Genomic DNA, 17,007 nt, shown 5'->3' on the forward strand with positions numbered 1-17,007 from the left:
GTTTCTACTTCCGCCCCTCGCCCACGCCCAGCTCCCGGGCGATGAGCATGCGCTGGACCTCGCTGGTGCCCTCGCCGATCTCCAGGATCTTGGAGGCGACATCTGTTGGCAGCGTGTTCGCTCAATGGTGGAGGCTGACGCGCTGCAGCCTTGAACGTTGAGCCGGGCCAATCCGCGTTCCACCGGGTTCCTCCGGGGGGTTCGTCTCCCAGGATTCTCCCAAGGCTCCCTAGCTCCTCCAGGAGAGAGGCGGCCCCGGGAGGGCGAAGTCCGGGACTCCTTCGCTTAGTCGCCACCCGACGCCGACCGAGGCGTCGAGCGACTCCCGGACCAGGCGGCGTCCGGCGGCGCTCAGCGCACCACCGGACGCCAGGTCCGGGTGGACATACATCACCGCCTGCGTCCGCCGTCGATCCGTCCATGCAAGGATGCCGCCGGGCAGCCGGGCCTCTACGAGATGTACGTCCATGCCTCTTCCCCGTTCTTCAGCAGTGCCTTGTGCGTGTCAGCCCCAGCCGATGTCTCCGGCGGGCGTGGCGGTGGGGGACGGGGAGGGCGTGGGGTTCTTGCCCGGGGCACCCCAGCCGATGTCGTCGGCGGTGGCCGGCGAGGTGGGCGCCGGTTCGGCACTGGCGGTGGCGAGCGGGGTGATGGCGGCGGTGGCCGCGAGGGCGGCTGCGGCGAGGGCGATCCGGAGCTTCATGCTCATCCTCCACGGGACTATGACTCGAACACGTGCCCGAGTAACACGCGGTGAAGGAATCGTTGCATGTGGTTGAGGGGTGAACCAAGAGGCGCGGCGTGCCAGAATCGGCATGTGCGGGTTTCCGCACCGCCAACTCCCGGGGGTTGTACGGATGTTGAGTAAAGATTTGAGCCCTGAGCAGATTGCCACCTATCGGGCCATTGCCATCGGCAACCCGCCGGAAGCGGGCCCGGCCACCGAGCAGCTCGCCGAACTGGGCCTGATCGAGTGGCGCCCGCACGAGGAGACCTGGGTGGCGCACGACCCGCGAGCTACCGCCCGCGGACTCATGGGTGAGGCCCTCGAAGAGCTGGCGGAACTCGTCACCCGCATAAGGCGGGTTCCCGCCCTGGACGCCCTGGCCAGCGACTACGACCCGCACCGGATGTACGGCGGGCCCAGCAGCGAGTTCCTCGCCTCGCGCGCGGCGATGAACGACCGCATCGGCCAGGTCGCCGCCTCCACGTCGATCTCCATCATGACCGCACAGCCGGGCGAGCCAGCCGACCGCGACCCGCAGATCGTCGCCCTCGGCGTGCAGCGCACGATCGACGTCCTCCAGGCCGGCACCGAGGTGCGGGGCCTGTACAACAGCCTGGCGGCAGCCCACCCGCAGACGGCGGCCTCCATCGACGCCATGGTGGACGCAGGCTCGGCGGCCCGGACGATGTCGGGGAGCTTCCCGCGCATGATGATCTTCGACTCTCGGCATTTGTTCATCGACAACCACGTCGTCACCGGGGCCGAGGCAGACAGCGGCTGGCACGTCACCGACCGTGGCTCCGTCGCCTGGGCGGTGCACGTCTTCGACGCCCTGTGGAACCGTGCCGCACGCTGGTCGTCCGCCCCCGTGGGTGGCGCGACGACGGGCCGACAGCGGCAGATTCTGGTGGAGCTGGAGGCGGGCTACACCACGCAGCAGGCCGCCCGCAGGCTCGGCCTCGGCGAGCGCACCGTCACCGGCGAACTGTCCGCCCTCCGCTCCGCACTGGGCATGCGGACGCTGTATCAGGTGATGGTGTGGTGGGCGACCAGCCCGGACCGGGATCTCCCGTAGCACCTGCCCCCCTGTCTCTCGATCTCACCGACGAACCTCTGCGCCGCACAAGATCAAAGAAAGCAGCTGAGTAGCTGCTGACAGCAGCTTATGCAGCGCAGAGCGTTTGTCGAGTGCCACCTCATGATCATCCGACCTGGCTCCTCGACGAGCGCCGTGACCTCGGCGAGCGGATACGCCAGCGACGGATGTGGCGGAACCTGACGCAGGAGAAGCTCGCCGACGCCGCGGGCGTCTCCCGGGACACCGTCCAGCGGATCGAGCGCGGCACCTCAGACCCCCGGTACAGCCAGCTCGCCCGCATCGCCCGCGCTCTCGACATCCCGCTCGCCGAACTGCTGAGCTGACTCCGGCCGGGCGCCGGGGCCCCAGCTTGCACAGGGCCCCGGCGCCAAGGGGGGTGCGCTGACCTACCGCGTGCGGGTCACGATGAACGCGCGGCGGGGTGCGGGCTGCGGATCGCGGGACGTCGGCAGCTGGCTGCGCCTCCAGGCGGCAACGAGCTGCGCGTACCGCGGGTCAGTCCAGTCGGCCATGGTGGCTCCTCACATGCCGCAGACGGAGCAGCCCTGCATGCGCTGCTCGACGCAGTTGCCGTTGTCGTCGTAGATGTAGATGGTGACCTTGTAGCCGGAGCAGCCGTCGGCGCCGCACGGTGTCGTCTGGTCCTGCTGGTAGCCCATGAGTTCCTCCTGCTACGGGGACGGGGTGGTCCTGTGCTGGTTGAACTGGGCCCGGGTCGGCATCCAGTGCTGCCCGCAGCGGGGGCAGTACCAGCGCCAGTTGTCCGGGTCGTTGCGCAGGTGCGTCGTGTCCTTCCAGAGACGGCCGTGGATGTCGCTGTGGCACGACCGGTCCGGGCAGAGTGGCGGGACGGGGGGCTTGGGGCGGGCGGTGGTGAGCATCGGAGCCTCCGTGCGAGTTGAGGGTCGAAGGGGCTCAACGAAAAGGCGCCCGTTCCCGATGTGGATGCGACTCCGGGTGCACCCGTTCGAGTGGCGACCCGCCCTGATACTGCTCGCCGTCGGGCGGGTCGCCGGTCCGGCCGGTACGGGGGCGCCCGGCCGGAGTCTGGTCAGCCGCGGTCGCGTCTCCGGCGGCCGGGGCAGTCGAGGTGACGGATCACGTCAGGCCGGCCGACGGACATGGCGTCGGGCACGAGCCGGTCGTACTCCTCGCCGCGCAGGATCGGTTTGTCGCAGCGGGCGCAGATCATCGGGTCTCCTCGGTGACGGGCTGGTAGGGGATGTGGGGCCGTCGGCAGGTGCGGTGCTCGGCGGCGGTCTCGGGGCTGCACGGCTGGTGGCAGCGGTAGCAGAGGCTGCGCACCTCGGCCGGGTGGCAGGTGCAGCCGCAGCGGCTGGTGAGTGCGGGCCAGCCGTAGCCGCCGACGTACCAGTCGAAGTTGCCCTGGCAGAAGCCGTGCTCCTGGATGCCGCACGGCGGGCAGAGGCGGCCGCTCACGGCCGGGCCTCGGCGCACGGCGGGCAGGCGCGCGGGTACCAGGACGCCCACGGGCAGGACGGGTCGGGGCGGGCGCCGAGGTCCACGGCAGTCGCGGTGGTCACCGTCGTGCCGCACCAGACGCATGCGGCGCCCCGCAACTGGTCGTCGGTGAGCGTCCTGGGATGCGGTAACTGCGCTGTCGTCATGACGCCCCCGTTGGTGTGGATCAGGTACGGCGCACGGTAGGCCGGGGTACAACAGAGGTAGGCACGCAGAGTGCGTGCGTTGTCACGGGGGTCGTCATGGATGCTGCTCACATCGGCCGACGCATCGCCTACTGGCGCGACCAGCGCGGACTCACCCAAGCCGACCTTGGCCGCCTCATGAGCCAATCGCGCCGCTGGGTGCAGGACCTGGAAGGCGGGCAGCGGCAGACCGACCCGCGCCTGTCCGTCCTACAACGGGCGGCGCACGCCCTACGCATCCCCCTGGAACGCCTCGTGGCCGAAACCCCGCCACCCTCGCCCGACGCCACGCTCCCCACCGACGTGGCCGCCCTCGTAGACGCCCTCCACGCGCCGGGCCCATCCGGCCAGGTGGTGCCGCTCGACACGCTTCACCGCCGCGTCGCCTACTGCTGCCAGGCGTGGGAGGCGTGCCACTATGCGGCCGCTGCCCGCGAACTCCCCAGCGTGTTGGCCGACGCCCACCGCACCGCCGACACCGGCCCGGCGGCTGCCGTGCTCCTCTCGCGCGCCTACCAGCTCACCGCCTCGCTGCTGTTCAAGTACGGATCCCCGGCCCGCACCCCCGCCGTCCTCGCCGCCGACCGAGCCCTCACGGCCGCCCAGCAGTCGGGGGACGCGGTCGCGATCGGCGCCGCGTCCCGCCGGGTCGCCCGGGGCCTGATGCACCAGCAGCGGTACGGCGCCGCCGCCGAGTACGCCACCGCCACTGCCGAGACGCTGCGCCCCGCGCTGGAGACTGGCGGCGCACCCGGCCTCTCGACCCTCGGCATGCTGTACCTCGTCGCCGCTGTCGCCGTGACCGGCGACGGCCGGTCGCCACGCACCGTCGGAGCCGCCGCCGACCGGCTCGCCGAGGCGGACGACGTCGCAGCCCAGCAAGGCGAGCGGGGCGCGGACTACACCAGCTTCGGCTCGACCAACGTGTCCCTTCACAAGGTCGACGTGGCGCTCCGCCTGGACGACGCCTGGTCGGCCGTCGAGTCGTCGGCGGACATCACACCTGGAGCGCTCGGCGCGCTGGGCCGGGAGCGGCAGGCCCGGCACCTCGTCACCACAGCACGCGCTCGCGCCTTGACTCGGGACCGCGGCGCCGCTACGCGCGACCTCCTCGACGCGGAACGCCTGGCACCTGAAGAGGTGAGACGTCCCTCGGTGACCCGCCTCGTCGGGGAACTCATGGAGCTGGTCCCCACCCCCGGCCCAGAGTTGACCGGCCTTGCCCGCCGGTGTGGACTGCCCGCATGAATCGCCCCGTGCTCTACCTGATCGCAACCGCCGCAGGTCCCACCCAGCACGTAGACGACGGAGTCCGCGCGGCACAGGCAGCCGGCTGGGATACCTGCCTTCTCCTCACCCCGACCGCCGCGACGTGGTGGGCTGGCTCCATGACCGAGCTGGAGAACCTGACAGGGCACCCGGTCCGGCATCGGTACGCCCTGCCCGGCCAGTCTGGCGGCCTGCCCAAGGCGGACGCGATGCTGGTCGCGCCGCTCACCACCACGTCAGCCTGCAAATGGGCGTCCGGGATCACCGACATCGTGGCGCTGGGGATACCGGCCGAGGCAGTGCACCTTGGGGTGCCGGTGGTGGCGGCGCCCTTCTGGTCCACGGCCCTCGGCGCGCAGCCCGCCGTCGGCAAGGCCGTGGGCACCCTGCGGAGTCAGGGTGTGCGGGTGGTGTTTACCGATGGGGAGCCGCACCAGCCGAAGCAAGGTGCCGCCTCCGAGTTCAGGTGGCGTCAGGCCCTGGACGAGGTCGAGCGCGCTGTCGGCGGGGGCCGTTAGCCTGCCCCCATGCCCTCCCTGCCCGCGGCCCGGCCGCGTCCTGCGTCGGTGGTGAACGAGGAGATCCGTGCGCTGATGCTGCGCTCGGGAGGCCGGCTGTCGGCCGACGACCGGGCCCGGTATGAGCAGCTGGTCGCGGAGTGGGCGGAGGCGCTCCGAGCCGGTGTCCGACCTGCGGCGTAGGATCCGGCCGTGGAAATCCCCGATGACCTGATCGCCCTCCAGCGTGCTGCCGACGACGAGGGCCGCCGCCTCTCCGAGCTGACCGACAACGACGAGCGGGAGGCCCAGCGGCGCGCGTGGTACGACGCGGGCGCGCGCGTGCAGGCAGCCGTCACCGAGTGGGCGAAGGCGAATGGGAAGAACCGTTTCGACGTAGAGAAGCAGGTCAGGGCCACTGTCCGGCAGCCTCCCCCGTCTGGCTCCTGACCGCACGACGAAGCGCCCCCGCCACCTGCCGAAGCAGGGGCGGGGGCGTTGTCAGTCCTCGTCCGGCCCGGGCCACGGGCCGTCGGCGTAGACCGGCTCGCGGAACGGATCGATCGACGGCTCGGGCACGGGGTCGGCTAGGCCAAGGGCGGCCATGGCCGCGGTGTCTCCGGCGGCCGGATCGATGCGGCGCTCGGCCGGGCGCGGTTCAGGTGCGAGCATGCGGGTCCTCCTCGGGACGCTGGGCGCGGACCACCATGCAGGTGCGCTGCGCGAGCAGGCCGGCGACGAGCAGCAGCAGACCGGCGCGCACAATGCGGAGCACAGTCGCTGTGGTGCCGTCGAGGCCGACGATGGTGATGACGACGGTGTACAGGCCGAGCCCGCCGAGGGCCGCGGCGAGGAGCATGAGGTGCCAGCCCATGGGGGTGGAGCGCCATGGCGCCAGCCGGTGGTAGGTGAACACGAACAGCGCCGCGCTCAGGGCGACGAGGCCGCTGACCGTCATGTTCAGAAGCTGCGCGATGCTCACGCCTGCCTCCCCTCAATCGATCTGCGGAACATGTCCGCGAAGTGGTTCTCCTGCCGGTACCTGCGGAGCTGGTCGGCCGTCTCGGTTACGGCGGGCTGCCGGTCCTCGGCCTCCTGTCGGTCCTCGTGGGCCCGGTGGAGCGCGCGGTCGGCGGCCACCTGCCCGGGGCTTCGGCCGCCGCGTCGGCGGCGCCATGGCCACTTCACCCTGTGCCCACCTCCTCCGAGTCGGCGGCGGCCTCGCGCAGGCCGGTGAGGGCGTGGGCGGATGTGCGGCCCAGCTCCAGAAGCTCTCTGGTCTGGGCCCGCTCCATCGCCCGCGCCTCTTCCGACACGGTGTGCGCGGACCGCCACGTGTCCCGCTCCTCCTTCAGGTCGTCGTAGGTCCGCCGGGGCACGAGGCGCCCGGTCAGGACCATGAGTACGACAACGGCGAGGAGGGTGACGGCGCCGAGGTCAGCCACCTTCAGACCGAACAGCTCACCCATCAGCGCCTCCAGTAGTGCGATCGTTCACGTGCGGGTCAGACGACCGGCGGTATGTCGCCGTGGCGCGGTGTGTGCTTCGCGACCCAGCCGCCGACGAACGTCACCGCGGTCGGGATGAGCGCGAGGACGAACGGGCTGAGCCCGTCCGGCATCCACTCGACGAGGCGGGCGTCGCCCTGCGCGGCGGTGAGGATCGCCAGCAGGCCGGTGCTCGCCAGGTAGGCGGCGACCGACGCGGCAGTGACCTTCTTCTCTACGGGTGCAGCCATGGGTCAGCCCTTCTTCTTCAGTTCGGCGACGTCCTTCGCGAGGGCGTCGACCTTGGCGGTGAGGCGGGAAATCCGGTCGACCAGCTCGGGCAGGTAGGACTCGGCCTTCCATGTGGGGTTGGTCTTGTGCGTGCTCACGGTGGAGGGGGACGGGATGGCGTCGCGGCCCCACACAGCGGCGTGGATCTGGGCGGCAGTCATGTCAGCCAACGTGGGCTCCTTCGGGGTCGGGGTGGGGGTCTTGCCGGCCGGGGAGGCGAGGCGCTTCTTGATGCGGTCGCGCATCGACGCCATGGTGAAGCCGCGGGGATCGATCTTTCCGGGCTGCCACTCCAGGTGGCCGATGACGGACTCGGGCGCCCAGCCGTGCACGCGGCAGATCGCAGCCGAGACCCGCTCGATCGCGTCGAGCTGGGCGGCCGGCCACGGGTCCTTGCCGTCGCCGAGGTTCTCGCACTCGAAGCCGTAGAAGCGGGCGTTGCCATCGGTGTTCGCCTCGTTCGCCGACGGCAGCTTCTTCTCCGCGATGACCGCGGCGAGGACGTCGTCGTCGCCCGATCCGGCGTGGTTGGCGCGGCCGTAGCCGACGAGGTGGACGCGGCCGTCCTTGGTGATGACGCCGTGGCACAGGGGCCCGGGCAGGCCCGCGTAGCCGTTGCGGCAGATGTCGACGGTGCGGGCGGAGCCGGAGGTGACGGTGTGGTGAATCATCACGCCGTTCACCGGGCCCCACGCGCCCTTGCTGTTGCGGTTGTGGGTCCGCCAGGAGCCGACCTCCACGACGGTGACACCCTCCGACTTGAGGGCGGCGAGGAAGGTGGCTGCGGTCATGGGTTGTGCCATGCGGGCTCCAGGGATGCGAGGAGCCCCGGCCGACGGGCGGCGCGGGGCTCGGGAGGGTGAGGTGGTCAGAGGCTGGTGAAGCAGCCGTTGAAGCCGACCCAGGCGGGCAGGTCGGCCGGGCGCGAGATGCCGTACAGGTTGAGCCAGCCAGTCGTGGACACGTCGAGCTTCAGCGTGATGCGGCTGGAGCCGGAGTCGGAGCAGGGGACGCTGATCGTGCGGAGCGAGCCGGGCCGGGCTTCGACGGGGAGCGCCGTGGTGTTCAGCTGGAACGGGACGGGGATCGTCGCCGGATACGTGGTGCGGGAGATGCCGCCCCGGAAGAAGATCGAGGACTGCCCGAAGAGGTTGACGACGCGGTACTGGAACGTGCCCTGACTGTTGCCGTTGTTGGTCCAGCCCGATGCCAGGGGTACCGTCTTCCAGGTGTTGGTGCCGAACGCGAACGACACCCATGCCTCACCGTCGTACACCTCCAGGCGGCTCACGTCCTGCAGCCACGTGATCATCCCGGCCCTCGGCGCCTGAGCGCCGACGAGGGTAGCGCCGCGCACAGAGGCGGAGGCGAACGGCAGGGCCAACTTCGGAAGTACGCCCGCGGCGAGGGCCGAGATGGCCCCGGGGATGTCCGGCGCGTCGGTCAGGGTGGGGAGGGGGATGCCCTGCCCGTATGCGTCTGTGGTGGGCATGAGGCTCCTATCCGATGCGGGTGGCGCGCATCCACGAGCCGACGCCCATGCGGGTGGCCGTGGTGCTGGAAGCCGACTGGGCCCACTGGATGGTGCAGGCCCCGGCCGTGGTGGTTGTGACGGTGCCGGTCTCGATGGCGTAGGACAGGTTGGCGAGCGCGTTGCGTCGGCCGTAGGTGACCGAAGTCGCGAAGCCGTGCGCGCCGAAGCGGCCGAGGATCGAGTCGGCGGCGGACTGCGGCGCCGAGTCGCCGGCCACCGTGGAGGCGGGCCCGTGCACGCCCTTCAGGCCCGCGGCCCCGGACGGCACCGCCCACTGGGTGACCATCAGCCCGGCGCCGGACCCGACGAGGAGGTGCGCCTCGACCAGCCAGACACCCACGCCGAGCGGCAGGGACAGGTGCGGGTCGGCGGCCATGGTCGTCGTCGACGTCCGGTCCGTGGCCGTGGGCTTGTAGACGTGCGTCGGCACGCCGAGCGCGGCAGCGGCGGACGCGGTCCGGCCGAGAGCGACCCACGACCCGGCGCCGGACTGGCTAATGATGACCAGGTCTCCGACGGCCGGGGCGGTGTAGGTCTCCAGGCGGCGGCAGACGATGCCGTCGGCGGTGACCGTGCCGGCCGAGTCGACGGCGGTGACGGTGGCCATCCGCCAATCCGAGCCGCGTGCGGCCGGAGCGGCCGTGACCTTGCGGACGGCCTGCCGCTGGAGGGCGGCGGCCAGGTCCTGCGCGGTGCTGCTCACCCGTCCTCCTTCGCGCTGATCGTGGTGATCGGGAAGTCGCCTGCCTCGTCCAGGGGGACGCTGAAGGAAGCGATCTGATGCAGCTCGCGGGTGCCGTCCGGGTGCGCGACGCGGATGACGTCACCCGGCTCCAACGCCGGGTTCGGCAGGGAGGAGATGTCGCCGCTCGCGTTCGGCGCCTTGGCCTCGGCGAGCTTGAGGTTCGCCGCCTGCGCGCACGCGTTGACCGTGGTCAGCGTGCTTGAGGAGTAGAAGAGGGGCCGCCTCCCGTAGGGCCCGTCCCAGTAGGTGGGGCTGCTCGGGTCGCTGTCGACGGCGAGTGCGCTGACGGGCGGGAGGTTGTCGGCCGTGCTCTCGCCACGGGCGAGGACACCGTTGTAGACACCGTCCGAGGCCATGCCGACGGACCCGGAGATGTACACCCCGCCGTCGCCCGCCTCGACCGCCCATGCCGGGGTGGCCAGCAGCAGATCCGGCAGTACTCGCAGGACGAACTCCCCGTCGGCGTTGGCGTACACGTCCGCGCCGGCCGCGGCTGCGACTTCGCAGGCAGCCTCCCACGGGTCCGCCTCGATGTCCCAGGTGCGGCTGCCGATCGGGGCGTCCTCGATCTCGGAGATCACGGACGCGCCGGGAAGGGACCGCTGGATCAGCGCGGTGACCGCGCCGACCACCGTGCCGCTCACGGTGTACGGCGCGACGAACTTGTCGTCTGCGATGCACGCGGAGAGGTCCTTGCCCTGGAGCTGCACCGGCCCCTCCGAGACGTCGCCGTCAGCGCTGTCTAGCCGGAAGAGGCCGAGCGGCACCAGCTCCTGGGTGCCGTCTCCGTAGGCGACGCCGCGGGAGATGAACAGCCGGGAGCCGTAGGTGGCGAGCCGGTCGCCGGGTGTGCGCGGGAGCAGGGCCGGGTCGGCGCACGTCACCGTGCACGTCCGCCGGATCGCCTGCCCCCGGTCGACCGTCACCGACCCGCCGGTGTGCGGCACGTCGACGACCTCGCCCGTGGTCAGCATCAGCTGCACGCGGGTCACGACCTCGTGGCTCTCGGCGAGCCGTCGGAGGAACCGGTCGGAGACGGGGTACACCGCATCACCCCCGCCGTCGGTCGAGGAGGAGATCCTCCATGGTGGCGTACTCGTCGAGCAGGTCGGCGTAGGTCGCGAACTCGGAGAGCACGTCTTGCCAGGTTCGGCCGCCGCTCCCGTTGACGCCTGTGGTGACCGGCATGTCGACCTCGGTCAGTGGCAGCGACCATGACCGCCACGGCTCTGCCGCGGTCCCGCCGGTGCGCGCCTCGGTCACCTCGGCGACCGACACGTACAGGTCGGCCACGCCCATGCCCGGCATCGCCTGCCACAGCAGGACGTTCCCGGAGTCGAGGAGCAGGTGGAGGGCCTCCCGCTCGTCGTCGGTGCGCGTCCAGATGTCGAGGTCGCCCTCGACGCCGGACCGCCGCCCGGAGAGGACGACGGCGTTGCGGCGGCCGCGGACTCGGTGGATGGCCTGCTCGATGGGGCGCTGCCAGTCCGGGGCCCGCTGCACCGTGACCATGGTGGACCTCTGGGGGTTGCCCGGGTCCTTCAGCCAGGCGAGGTTCCGGTCCGGCAGGGAGACGGTGACCAGTGCCGACGACCGCGTGGAGCGGACGCCGGACGGGCTGGTCATCGTGATCCGGTAGCGGACCGGGGTGCCCATCGGAATCTCGTGGTCCTCGATGACTAGCAGCTCCCGGTCGATGGGCTGGTTGATGATCAGCCCGGTGGCGCCACGCACCGCCGCACGCTGCGCGTCGGGCGTCTCCCGCTCCACGGTGATCGTGTTCCCCACGACCAGCTCCCGCAGGGTGACCGTCGCATAGCCGCGCTCCTCGGTCACGGTGACCTCGGTCAGCGGCAGGACTTGCCGGAGCGACACGCCGTCCACGTGCAGCACGCTCGCGGCCGCCGACGCGGTGACGGTCAGCTCGGCCGCCGCCTCGACTGCGCCCTCCGGCGCGACCGCGTCCGTCGACATCCAGTACCAGAGCGAGTTGGCGAAGGCGTACCCCGTACCCGTGCTGAGCCCGAGGCTCGTACCGGTCGAGTCGTACCAGCGGACCCGCAGCCACAGGGAAGTAGTAGTGCCGGTCGTCGCCCGCGCGCCCGTGGTCAGCCGCCAGTTGACGCCCTCGGCGACCGGGACTCGGGGCGAGCGGAGCGTCGACGCGTCCGCGGTCGGCGACGTGGCGGCCAGCGAGTAGCTGCCCTCCAGCGCGGCGGCGCCCCACGGCGTCGACCGTGCCAGCGTCGCCGTCCCGGACGAGACCGTCCAGCCGCCGGTGCCCTGCTCGAAGCTGGCCTCGGCCTGCCGGATCACACTGCCCGGCGCCAGGGCCGGGGCGGCCGTGACCACGACGGTCTCCAGCCGCAGCACCTGCCCCGCACCCGCGCCGTCCAGGCCCGCCGCAACCGAGCACGACGCGGCCCCGGCCGGAGCGACCGCCGACGCGCGCTGTCGGTACATGCCCGTCCCCGGCGCGGCGAGGACGCTTCGCTGGGCGCCGATCTGGTTACCGACCGCGTCGTGCCACCGCAACTCCAGCCACGCCGTCGCCGTGAGCACCGGCGGCTGGAGGTAGGCGAAGGCGATGTACTCGACGCCGGGCGTCACCGCCGGGCGCACAGTGGTGCGCACCGCCGCGTTGCCCGCCGCCGTCGCCGTCACCGCCAGGGTGTGGCCGCCCGCCGTGTACGCGTCCACCGGCCAAGACATCGCCGGGACCTGGCGGCTGACGCCCGCGTTGACCTCGGCCGTCCAACCCGAAGCGTCCAACTCCGTCGCCTCGACCGACCACGGCATGAGGTTGCCCGTGGTGCGGATCGGGGCGCCGAGATAGACGTTCTCCCAGAAGTGGGAGAGGTTCGCCGTCGTCTGCGCGGAGCCGAGCACCAGGCGGGCGCGGGTAGCGCCGACCGGCGCCACCCCCGCCACCGACACCCGGTGCCAGCCCGCCATCACCGACATCGTCCACAGCGACCACGTCACCGTGCCGACCGGCGTGTAGCTGGAGTCCAGCCACTCGATGCCGATCCGCTCGATGACCGACCCGCCCGCGTCCGCGAAGGCGTAGTACGTCTGGCCGCTGGACACCGGGTAGGCGGTGACTGTCTCGGCCTCCGCCGGGCCCGCCGCCGTCGACCGCACACCCAAGCACCTGTCGCCGCCCGTGCGCCCGCCCGTACCGCTGACCAGCGTGGCGTTGGTCCGCACCCGCCAGCCCGAGTAAGTCGGGTCCATCGTCTCCGACGCCGCCGACAGGAGGTTCCCGGGGATGGGCATGGTGGCCTCCTCAGCTCGCGTTGATGATGGAGATCAGCTGCCGCTGACCCTGTTGCATGACCTGTTCGGCCTCACCGCGAACGCGGCCGAGGAACTCGCCCGAGTCGAGGTACAGGTTCCCCTCGAAGGTGGCGGGTCCCGAGGCTGTGGTGCGGGCGTTGGCCATGCGGGTCAGGGCGTTGGCCTGCGCCGTGGTGAACACCGGCTCGGGCTTACCCGTCCCGTTGTTCACCAAGTTCAGGCCCGGCGGGATGTAGCCCCCGCTGTCGTAGGTGCCTGGCTTGAAGCCGTACCAGGAGCTGAACATCCGGTCGTTGTAGGCGCGGGCCCGCTTGCCGACGACGACACCGTCCCCGCCCCGCGACTCCACGTTGACCTTTCCGATGGTGCCCGCCGTGTGGCCAACACCCTTGTTGGTGATGCCGACCATGAACGGGGACTTCTCCCGCAGCCGCCACCCGGGGGGCGCCGTCCGGCCGGAGAACGCTCCGGTCGCCCAGCGTCGATGGGGCTTCTGGCCTCGGATCACGGACTCGATCGCGCTCATGAAGCCGCTGCAGTCCCACGACGGGTTGCCGTTGCCGCCCCACTGGTACCGCTTGCCGTGCTGGGTGCGGGCCCACTTCAGGCCAGCCTGGATGCGCGGGCCGCCGATACCGCCGGCGCCCTTGTCGTCGGCCTTCTTGCTGTAGCCGAACAGCGAGTCGATGATCTTGGTGGGGACCTTGCGGATCATCCTGCCAAAGCCCGAGTCCATGCCGGGGAACTTCGTCAGCAGCGGGTCGACAACATGCTTCACTCCCGCGCGAGCCGATCCCTCCAGGGTGTCGCCGAGCCAGGAGGCGCCCTCCTTCACCTTGTTCCAGACGGCGGACCCGGCGCCGAGCGCCGCTGACCCGGCCTTCTTGATCCACCCGAAAATCCCGCCGTCCGCGTACTTCAGGGTGCGGTCGGTGGGCGTGTTCGGGTTGCCGCCGACCATGGGGCCGAGGGCGTCCCGGACCGCGCCGGTGCCGCCCCGCTTCGCCAGGGAGTTCATGGCCCCGACGAAGGACGGGCCCACGGCCCGGGTGAACTCCGGCCGCATGATGGCCTCGCCGCCGGACAACTCCAGCGCCCCGCCGGTCGGAGAGACGAAGCGGTGAACGTCCCGACCCGGCGTGTAGCCGGGCATGATGCCGCCGCTCGCGAAGGTGTACTTCGGCAGTGGAGTCGCGCCGAACGCCTTCGCGATCAGGTTCCAGGCGCCGCGGATGCCGTTGTTGTAGACGACGTCGACGACATACTGGACAGGCTTTCGGGCGATGTCCTTGAGCTTGTTCCATGCCGTCTTGATCGAGTCCCGCGCCGACTTGAAGCTGTCGGCGACCTTCCGGACAGCGCCCTTCAGGCCTTCGAAGACGGGCTTGATGCCCTTGTTGTAGACGGACGAGATGGCATCCCGGATGCCATTCCAGACAGGCCTGATCGCCTTGTCGCGAAGCCACTTCGCCCAGTCGCCCACCGTCCTCAAACCGCGCACGAAGGCATCGAGCGCAGGCTTGACGACGCTCTTCCAGGCCACCTTGACGGCCTCGCCGATACCGGACATGGCAGGCTTGATGGCCTTCTGCCACAGCCACTTCGCCACATCACCACAGGCCCGCAGCGCCTTTTGCAGCCCCTCCAGGGCAGGCTTGATGATGTTGCGCCACGCCCATGAAGCAGCATCCCGGATCGCCGCCCAGGCGACAGCCCAGGCATCCTGGAACCATGTCGTCTGGGTCGCAACCCACACAATCGCCGCAACAAGCACGCCGATGAGCGTGACGACCCAGCCGATCGGCGACATCCTCATCGCGAGGTTGAACAGGCCGACTGCGATAGCCCAGGCCCGCTGCGCCGCCGCGGCCGCCACGGTCGCGAGTGTCCACAGCTTTGTGGCGACGATCAGCCCGTACAGCAGGCTGACCGCCCACGGCGCTTTGTCCGCGATCGTGCCGATGGCACTCGCCACGCCCGCGACCATGTCCAGCAGCGGACCCGAGACGGGGCTCAGGGCCTGCCCGACGTTGAGCAGCGCACCGCCTATCTCGCGCAGCGCGTTGCCGAGCTTCGGCGCCATTTCCGAGGAGTAGCCGAGGAATCGCTCGAACTCTGGGGACCCCTTCAGGCTGGTGCCCCACTCGGCGAAGCGGCCGGTGATGCTCTGCATCCGAGACGAGATCGAATCCATGTGCGGGAAGAACGCCTGGATGATCCCGGCCATGCCCTTGAACACCCGGCCGAAGGAGACACCGAGCCCCTCGATCGCGGGGCCGACGGCGCCGTCCAGGTCGGCCTTGAACTCCTTCCACCAGGGACTCTTAAAGCCCTTGGACACGCGGTCCTGTAGCGAGGAGATCGCCTCGGCGGCCGCGATCACGATCGGCGTCAGGCCCGGCAGGGAGTTCTTGATCCCCTCCAGGGCCCGGGTGAAGATCGGCATCACGTGCGGCTGGAGCGATTCCGACCACTCGCCGAACGCGTCCCGCAGCGACACGAACGCGTCGAACGTCGCGCGGGCCGCCGGCGTGAGGTTGGCCAGCTCAGCCTGATATCGGGCCTGCGCTGCGGCCGCCTGGTCCACGCCGCCGGCCGCCTGCTGCGACGCCGACGCCACCTGCCGCTGCGCCGAGGCGATCGAGTCCGCCGCCGACTGGTGCGCCGCTGCCAGAGACTCCTGCGCGCGCGCCACGCTCCGCGCCCCGTCCTCCTGCGTGCGGGCCACGTTCTTCTGAGACTCCGAGACCCGCTCCTGCGCGGTCGCGATCTGCTTCTGCGACTCCACCTGCTGGCGAGCCGCCTCCTCGCGAGCCTTACCCAGCGCCTTCTGCTGGTCGACGATGCCCTGCTCCGCCTTGGCCAGCTGCTCCTGCGCCTTGCGGACGGTCTCGGAGCCCTCGACGCCCGCCTTGTCGGCGGCCTTCTTCTCCTTCGTCAGGTTCTTCGTCTCGGCCTGCTGCTCCTTGAGGCGCTGCTGGGCCTGCTCCAGCGACAGCGCGGCACGGTCCCGCTCCAGCTGGGTGGCGCGGCTGCCCTCGGCTGTCGCCGCGCGGAGCCGCTCCTCAGCCTCCTTCACGCTGAGCGCCGCGTCCCGCTCGGACAGCTTGGAGTTGGTGAGCTGCTGTTCCAGGTCAAGGAGTTCCTGCGCGGCGTCCTTCCGGGCCTGCGTCAGATCCAGCTGTGCCTGGCGGGCGGTGCGCTGGGCATCCGCGAGGGACTCCTCGGCGCGCGATACGACCTCGGCTGCCGACCGCTGCCGGTCCGCAGCCTGCTGAACCGCGTCGGCGAGAGACTGCTTAGCCTGCTTCACCTGCTGCGCGGCCTGCCGGTTCGCGTCAGCCGCCGACCGGACCGCGTCCGCGACAGCCTGCTCCGCCTGTGAGATCTGCCGGGAGGCGTTCCGATGCGCGGTGGCCAGCGCCTGCTGGGCGCCCGCCATCTGAAGTGCCCGGGAGGCGGCCTGCGAAGTCGCCGCGCCGCCCTGGCTGGTGCTGGACGTCGCCGCGTCCTGGGCGGCCTTCTGTGCCTGGAGGGCGCCGGCGATCCCCTGCACGGCAGGCACCGCAACCGCGGCGAGGGCGCCCACGCCCACACCAGCAGCCACGCCGGCCGAGGCGATCGAACCGATCCCGGCCGCGAGGACAGGGATCGCGGGCACGGCTGCCAGCGCCCCCATCGCGACGGTCAGCTGGAAGATCGCTGACATGGCGCCGGAGGTGTCGATACGGATGCGCACGTCATCGCGGTCCAGGGCATTGACCATGCTGTGCACGGCGGACAGCTCGGCGGCGGCGGCGCCCGCGTCGACACGGACTGCGATGTCCGCATCCGAGGCGGACACCTGCCGCAGTCGCACCTGGATGCGTTCCAGCTCGGCGACCGCACGGGCCGCGTCCACGTCCACGCCAATGCGGGCGTCCGTGATCGACTGGAGCTGACGGCGCAGGTGGTGGATCTCCCGCTCTGCCTCCGTGGAGTCCGCGTCAAGGCGAATCTCGGGGAGGCTCCGCACCGCTGCCTCGACGCGGGTGCGGAGACTGCGACCGAAGGCGGAGCCGGTCTGGTCGCCCTGCCGGGTGGCCGCCGCACGGGCGGGGGCGCCACCCTGGGTGACGCCGTCTCGGAGCGCGCCCCGCACCTCGGAGGTGATCCGGGCGGCGATCTGCTGCCCGATCTGCTGCCCGAGGGACATGCCGATATTGCCGACCTCGGACCGCATGGCCGGGCCGAAAGCGCGCCCTGCGGCCGATCCGGCATCCTCGCCGGCCCGGGTCGCGGCCGGGACGAGCCCGGCGCGAAGCCGCTGGTAGATCCCCTGCGTTGAGGGGATGACGTCGACCTCGACGGACCCGAGGGTGATGGCGGCCACGGAGCCTCCCTCCGTGGCG

General features: G+C 71.3%; 25 protein-coding genes and 1 pseudogene. 6 read left to right on the top strand and 20 right to left on the bottom strand.

The window, feature by feature from the left end; all coding sequences use genetic code 11:
- Positions 1 to 4: 4 nt before the first annotated feature.
- From ACFWMZ_RS18580 to ACFWMZ_RS18590, 3 genes and pseudogenes are all read right to left on the bottom strand, one after another.
- A pseudogene (locus ACFWMZ_RS18580) lies at positions 5 to 94 on the bottom strand (acyl-CoA dehydrogenase family protein); the annotation flags it as partial.
- A 135-nt stretch (positions 95 to 229) separates the two neighbouring features.
- Positions 230 to 469 carry a hypothetical protein gene (locus ACFWMZ_RS18585; protein ID WP_383202674.1) on the bottom strand — a complete coding sequence of 80 codons (240 nt, stop codon included), beginning with the start codon at positions 467 to 469 and terminating at the stop codon, positions 230 to 232.
- A 36-nt stretch (positions 470 to 505) separates the two neighbouring features.
- On the bottom strand, positions 506 to 709 hold the full coding sequence (locus ACFWMZ_RS18590; protein ID WP_383202676.1) for a hypothetical protein: 204 nt from the start codon (positions 707 to 709) through the stop codon (positions 506 to 508).
- 163 nt (positions 710 to 872) lie between these two features.
- Between ACFWMZ_RS18590 and ACFWMZ_RS18595 the strand changes: the two genes are divergently transcribed.
- Positions 873 to 1,802, top strand: coding sequence for a hypothetical protein (locus ACFWMZ_RS18595; RefSeq protein ID WP_383202679.1), 930 nt, complete (start codon positions 873 to 875; stop codon positions 1,800 to 1,802).
- Between the two features lie 113 nt (positions 1,803 to 1,915).
- Positions 1,916 to 2,149 (top strand): helix-turn-helix domain-containing protein, encoded by a 234-nt coding sequence (locus ACFWMZ_RS18600; protein ID WP_383202682.1) that lies wholly within the window; start codon positions 1,916 to 1,918, stop codon positions 2,147 to 2,149.
- A gap of 63 nt (positions 2,150 to 2,212) precedes the next feature.
- On the opposite strand, the gene ACFWMZ_RS18605 is transcribed toward ACFWMZ_RS18600, so the two are convergent.
- The 6 genes from ACFWMZ_RS18605 to ACFWMZ_RS18630 form a co-directional block, all read right to left on the bottom strand.
- Positions 2,213 to 2,338, bottom strand: a complete 126-nt coding sequence (locus tag ACFWMZ_RS18605; RefSeq protein WP_383202685.1) for a hypothetical protein — start codon at positions 2,336 to 2,338, stop codon at positions 2,213 to 2,215.
- Positions 2,339 to 2,347: 9 nt separating this feature from the next.
- Positions 2,348 to 2,485, bottom strand: a complete 138-nt coding sequence (locus tag ACFWMZ_RS18610; protein WP_383202688.1) for a hypothetical protein — start codon at positions 2,483 to 2,485, stop codon at positions 2,348 to 2,350.
- A gap of 12 nt (positions 2,486 to 2,497) precedes the next feature.
- A complete protein-coding gene (locus tag ACFWMZ_RS18615) occupies positions 2,498 to 2,707 on the bottom strand; it encodes a hypothetical protein (protein ID WP_383202691.1) in 210 nt (69 codons plus the stop codon).
- Positions 2,708 to 2,877: 170 nt separating this feature from the next.
- The gene (locus ACFWMZ_RS18620; protein ID WP_383202694.1) at positions 2,878 to 3,018 is read right to left on the bottom strand and encodes a hypothetical protein; all 141 of its coding nucleotides are present in this window, start codon (positions 3,016 to 3,018) and stop codon (positions 2,878 to 2,880) included.
- On the bottom strand, positions 3,015 to 3,266 hold the full coding sequence (locus ACFWMZ_RS18625) for a hypothetical protein (RefSeq protein WP_383202697.1): 252 nt from the start codon (positions 3,264 to 3,266) through the stop codon (positions 3,015 to 3,017). Before ACFWMZ_RS18625 ends, ACFWMZ_RS18620 begins: the two co-directional genes overlap by 4 nt.
- Entirely contained in the window at positions 3,263 to 3,454 is a 192-nt protein-coding gene (locus ACFWMZ_RS18630; RefSeq protein WP_383202699.1) for a hypothetical protein, read from the bottom strand. The genes ACFWMZ_RS18625 and ACFWMZ_RS18630 overlap by 4 nt, the downstream gene beginning before the upstream one ends.
- Positions 3,455 to 3,550: 96 nt before the next feature.
- Here ACFWMZ_RS18630 and ACFWMZ_RS18635 point away from each other — a divergent pair, with 96 nt between their 5' ends.
- The 4 genes from ACFWMZ_RS18635 to ACFWMZ_RS18650 are packed head-to-tail and all read left to right on the top strand — an operon-like array spanning position 3,551 to position 5,709.
- Positions 3,551 to 4,741 (top strand): helix-turn-helix domain-containing protein, encoded by a 1,191-nt coding sequence (locus ACFWMZ_RS18635; protein ID WP_383202702.1) that lies wholly within the window; start codon positions 3,551 to 3,553, stop codon positions 4,739 to 4,741.
- Positions 4,738 to 5,280 carry a flavoprotein gene (locus tag ACFWMZ_RS18640; protein ID WP_383202705.1) on the top strand — a complete coding sequence of 181 codons (543 nt, stop codon included), beginning with the start codon at positions 4,738 to 4,740 and terminating at the stop codon, positions 5,278 to 5,280. The genes ACFWMZ_RS18635 and ACFWMZ_RS18640 overlap by 4 nt, the downstream gene beginning before the upstream one ends.
- Positions 5,281 to 5,289: 9 nt before the next feature.
- Positions 5,290 to 5,463 carry a hypothetical protein gene (locus ACFWMZ_RS18645; protein ID WP_383202707.1) on the top strand — a complete coding sequence of 58 codons (174 nt, stop codon included), beginning with the start codon at positions 5,290 to 5,292 and terminating at the stop codon, positions 5,461 to 5,463.
- 9 nt (positions 5,464 to 5,472) lie between these two features.
- Positions 5,473 to 5,709 carry a hypothetical protein gene (locus ACFWMZ_RS18650; protein ID WP_383202710.1) on the top strand — a complete coding sequence of 79 codons (237 nt, stop codon included), beginning with the start codon at positions 5,473 to 5,475 and terminating at the stop codon, positions 5,707 to 5,709.
- Positions 5,710 to 5,760: 51 nt separating this feature from the next.
- Here the strand turns inward: ACFWMZ_RS18650 and ACFWMZ_RS18655 are convergent, their stop codons facing one another.
- From ACFWMZ_RS18655 to ACFWMZ_RS18705, 11 genes are all read right to left on the bottom strand, one after another.
- Positions 5,761 to 5,931 (bottom strand): hypothetical protein, encoded by a 171-nt coding sequence (locus ACFWMZ_RS18655; protein ID WP_383202713.1) that lies wholly within the window; start codon positions 5,929 to 5,931, stop codon positions 5,761 to 5,763.
- Positions 5,918 to 6,241: a hypothetical protein gene (locus ACFWMZ_RS18660; protein ID WP_383202715.1), complete on the bottom strand. Its 324-nt coding sequence runs from the start codon at positions 6,239 to 6,241 to the stop codon at positions 5,918 to 5,920. Before ACFWMZ_RS18660 ends, ACFWMZ_RS18655 begins: the two co-directional genes overlap by 14 nt.
- The gene (locus ACFWMZ_RS18665; protein ID WP_383202718.1) at positions 6,238 to 6,447 is read right to left on the bottom strand and encodes a hypothetical protein; all 210 of its coding nucleotides are present in this window, start codon (positions 6,445 to 6,447) and stop codon (positions 6,238 to 6,240) included. The genes ACFWMZ_RS18660 and ACFWMZ_RS18665 overlap by 4 nt, the downstream gene beginning before the upstream one ends.
- Complete coding sequence (locus ACFWMZ_RS18670) at positions 6,444 to 6,728, bottom strand: hypothetical protein (RefSeq protein WP_383202721.1); 285 nt, start codon at positions 6,726 to 6,728, stop codon at positions 6,444 to 6,446. The genes ACFWMZ_RS18665 and ACFWMZ_RS18670 overlap by 4 nt, the downstream gene beginning before the upstream one ends.
- 35 nt (positions 6,729 to 6,763) lie before the next feature.
- A complete protein-coding gene (locus ACFWMZ_RS18675) occupies positions 6,764 to 6,997 on the bottom strand; it encodes a holin (RefSeq protein WP_383202724.1) in 234 nt (77 codons plus the stop codon).
- Between the two features lie 3 nt (positions 6,998 to 7,000).
- Entirely contained in the window at positions 7,001 to 7,840 is an 840-nt protein-coding gene (locus ACFWMZ_RS18680) for an N-acetylmuramoyl-L-alanine amidase (protein ID WP_383202727.1), read from the bottom strand.
- Between the two features lie 65 nt (positions 7,841 to 7,905).
- Positions 7,906 to 8,529, bottom strand: coding sequence for a hypothetical protein (locus tag ACFWMZ_RS18685; protein ID WP_383202730.1), 624 nt, complete (start codon positions 8,527 to 8,529; stop codon positions 7,906 to 7,908).
- Between the two features lie 7 nt (positions 8,530 to 8,536).
- Positions 8,537 to 9,274: a hypothetical protein gene (locus tag ACFWMZ_RS18690; protein ID WP_383202733.1), complete on the bottom strand. Its 738-nt coding sequence runs from the start codon at positions 9,272 to 9,274 to the stop codon at positions 8,537 to 8,539.
- A complete protein-coding gene (locus ACFWMZ_RS18695) occupies positions 9,271 to 10,362 on the bottom strand; it encodes a DUF5047 domain-containing protein (RefSeq protein ID WP_383202736.1) in 1,092 nt (363 codons plus the stop codon). The genes ACFWMZ_RS18690 and ACFWMZ_RS18695 overlap by 4 nt, the downstream gene beginning before the upstream one ends.
- Before the next feature lie 4 nt (positions 10,363 to 10,366).
- The gene (locus tag ACFWMZ_RS18700; RefSeq protein ID WP_383202739.1) at positions 10,367 to 12,595 is read right to left on the bottom strand and encodes a hypothetical protein; all 2,229 of its coding nucleotides are present in this window, start codon (positions 12,593 to 12,595) and stop codon (positions 10,367 to 10,369) included.
- 10 nt (positions 12,596 to 12,605) lie between these two features.
- Positions 12,606 to 16,988 carry a hypothetical protein gene (locus ACFWMZ_RS18705; protein WP_383202742.1) on the bottom strand — a complete coding sequence of 1,461 codons (4,383 nt, stop codon included), beginning with the start codon at positions 16,986 to 16,988 and terminating at the stop codon, positions 12,606 to 12,608.
- Positions 16,989 to 17,007: the final 19 nt, after the last annotated feature.

The organism is Streptomyces sp. NPDC058373, from assembly GCF_042723275.1.
In the GTDB taxonomy this organism is placed as follows: Bacteria; Actinomycetota; Actinomycetes; order Streptomycetales; family Streptomycetaceae; genus Streptomyces.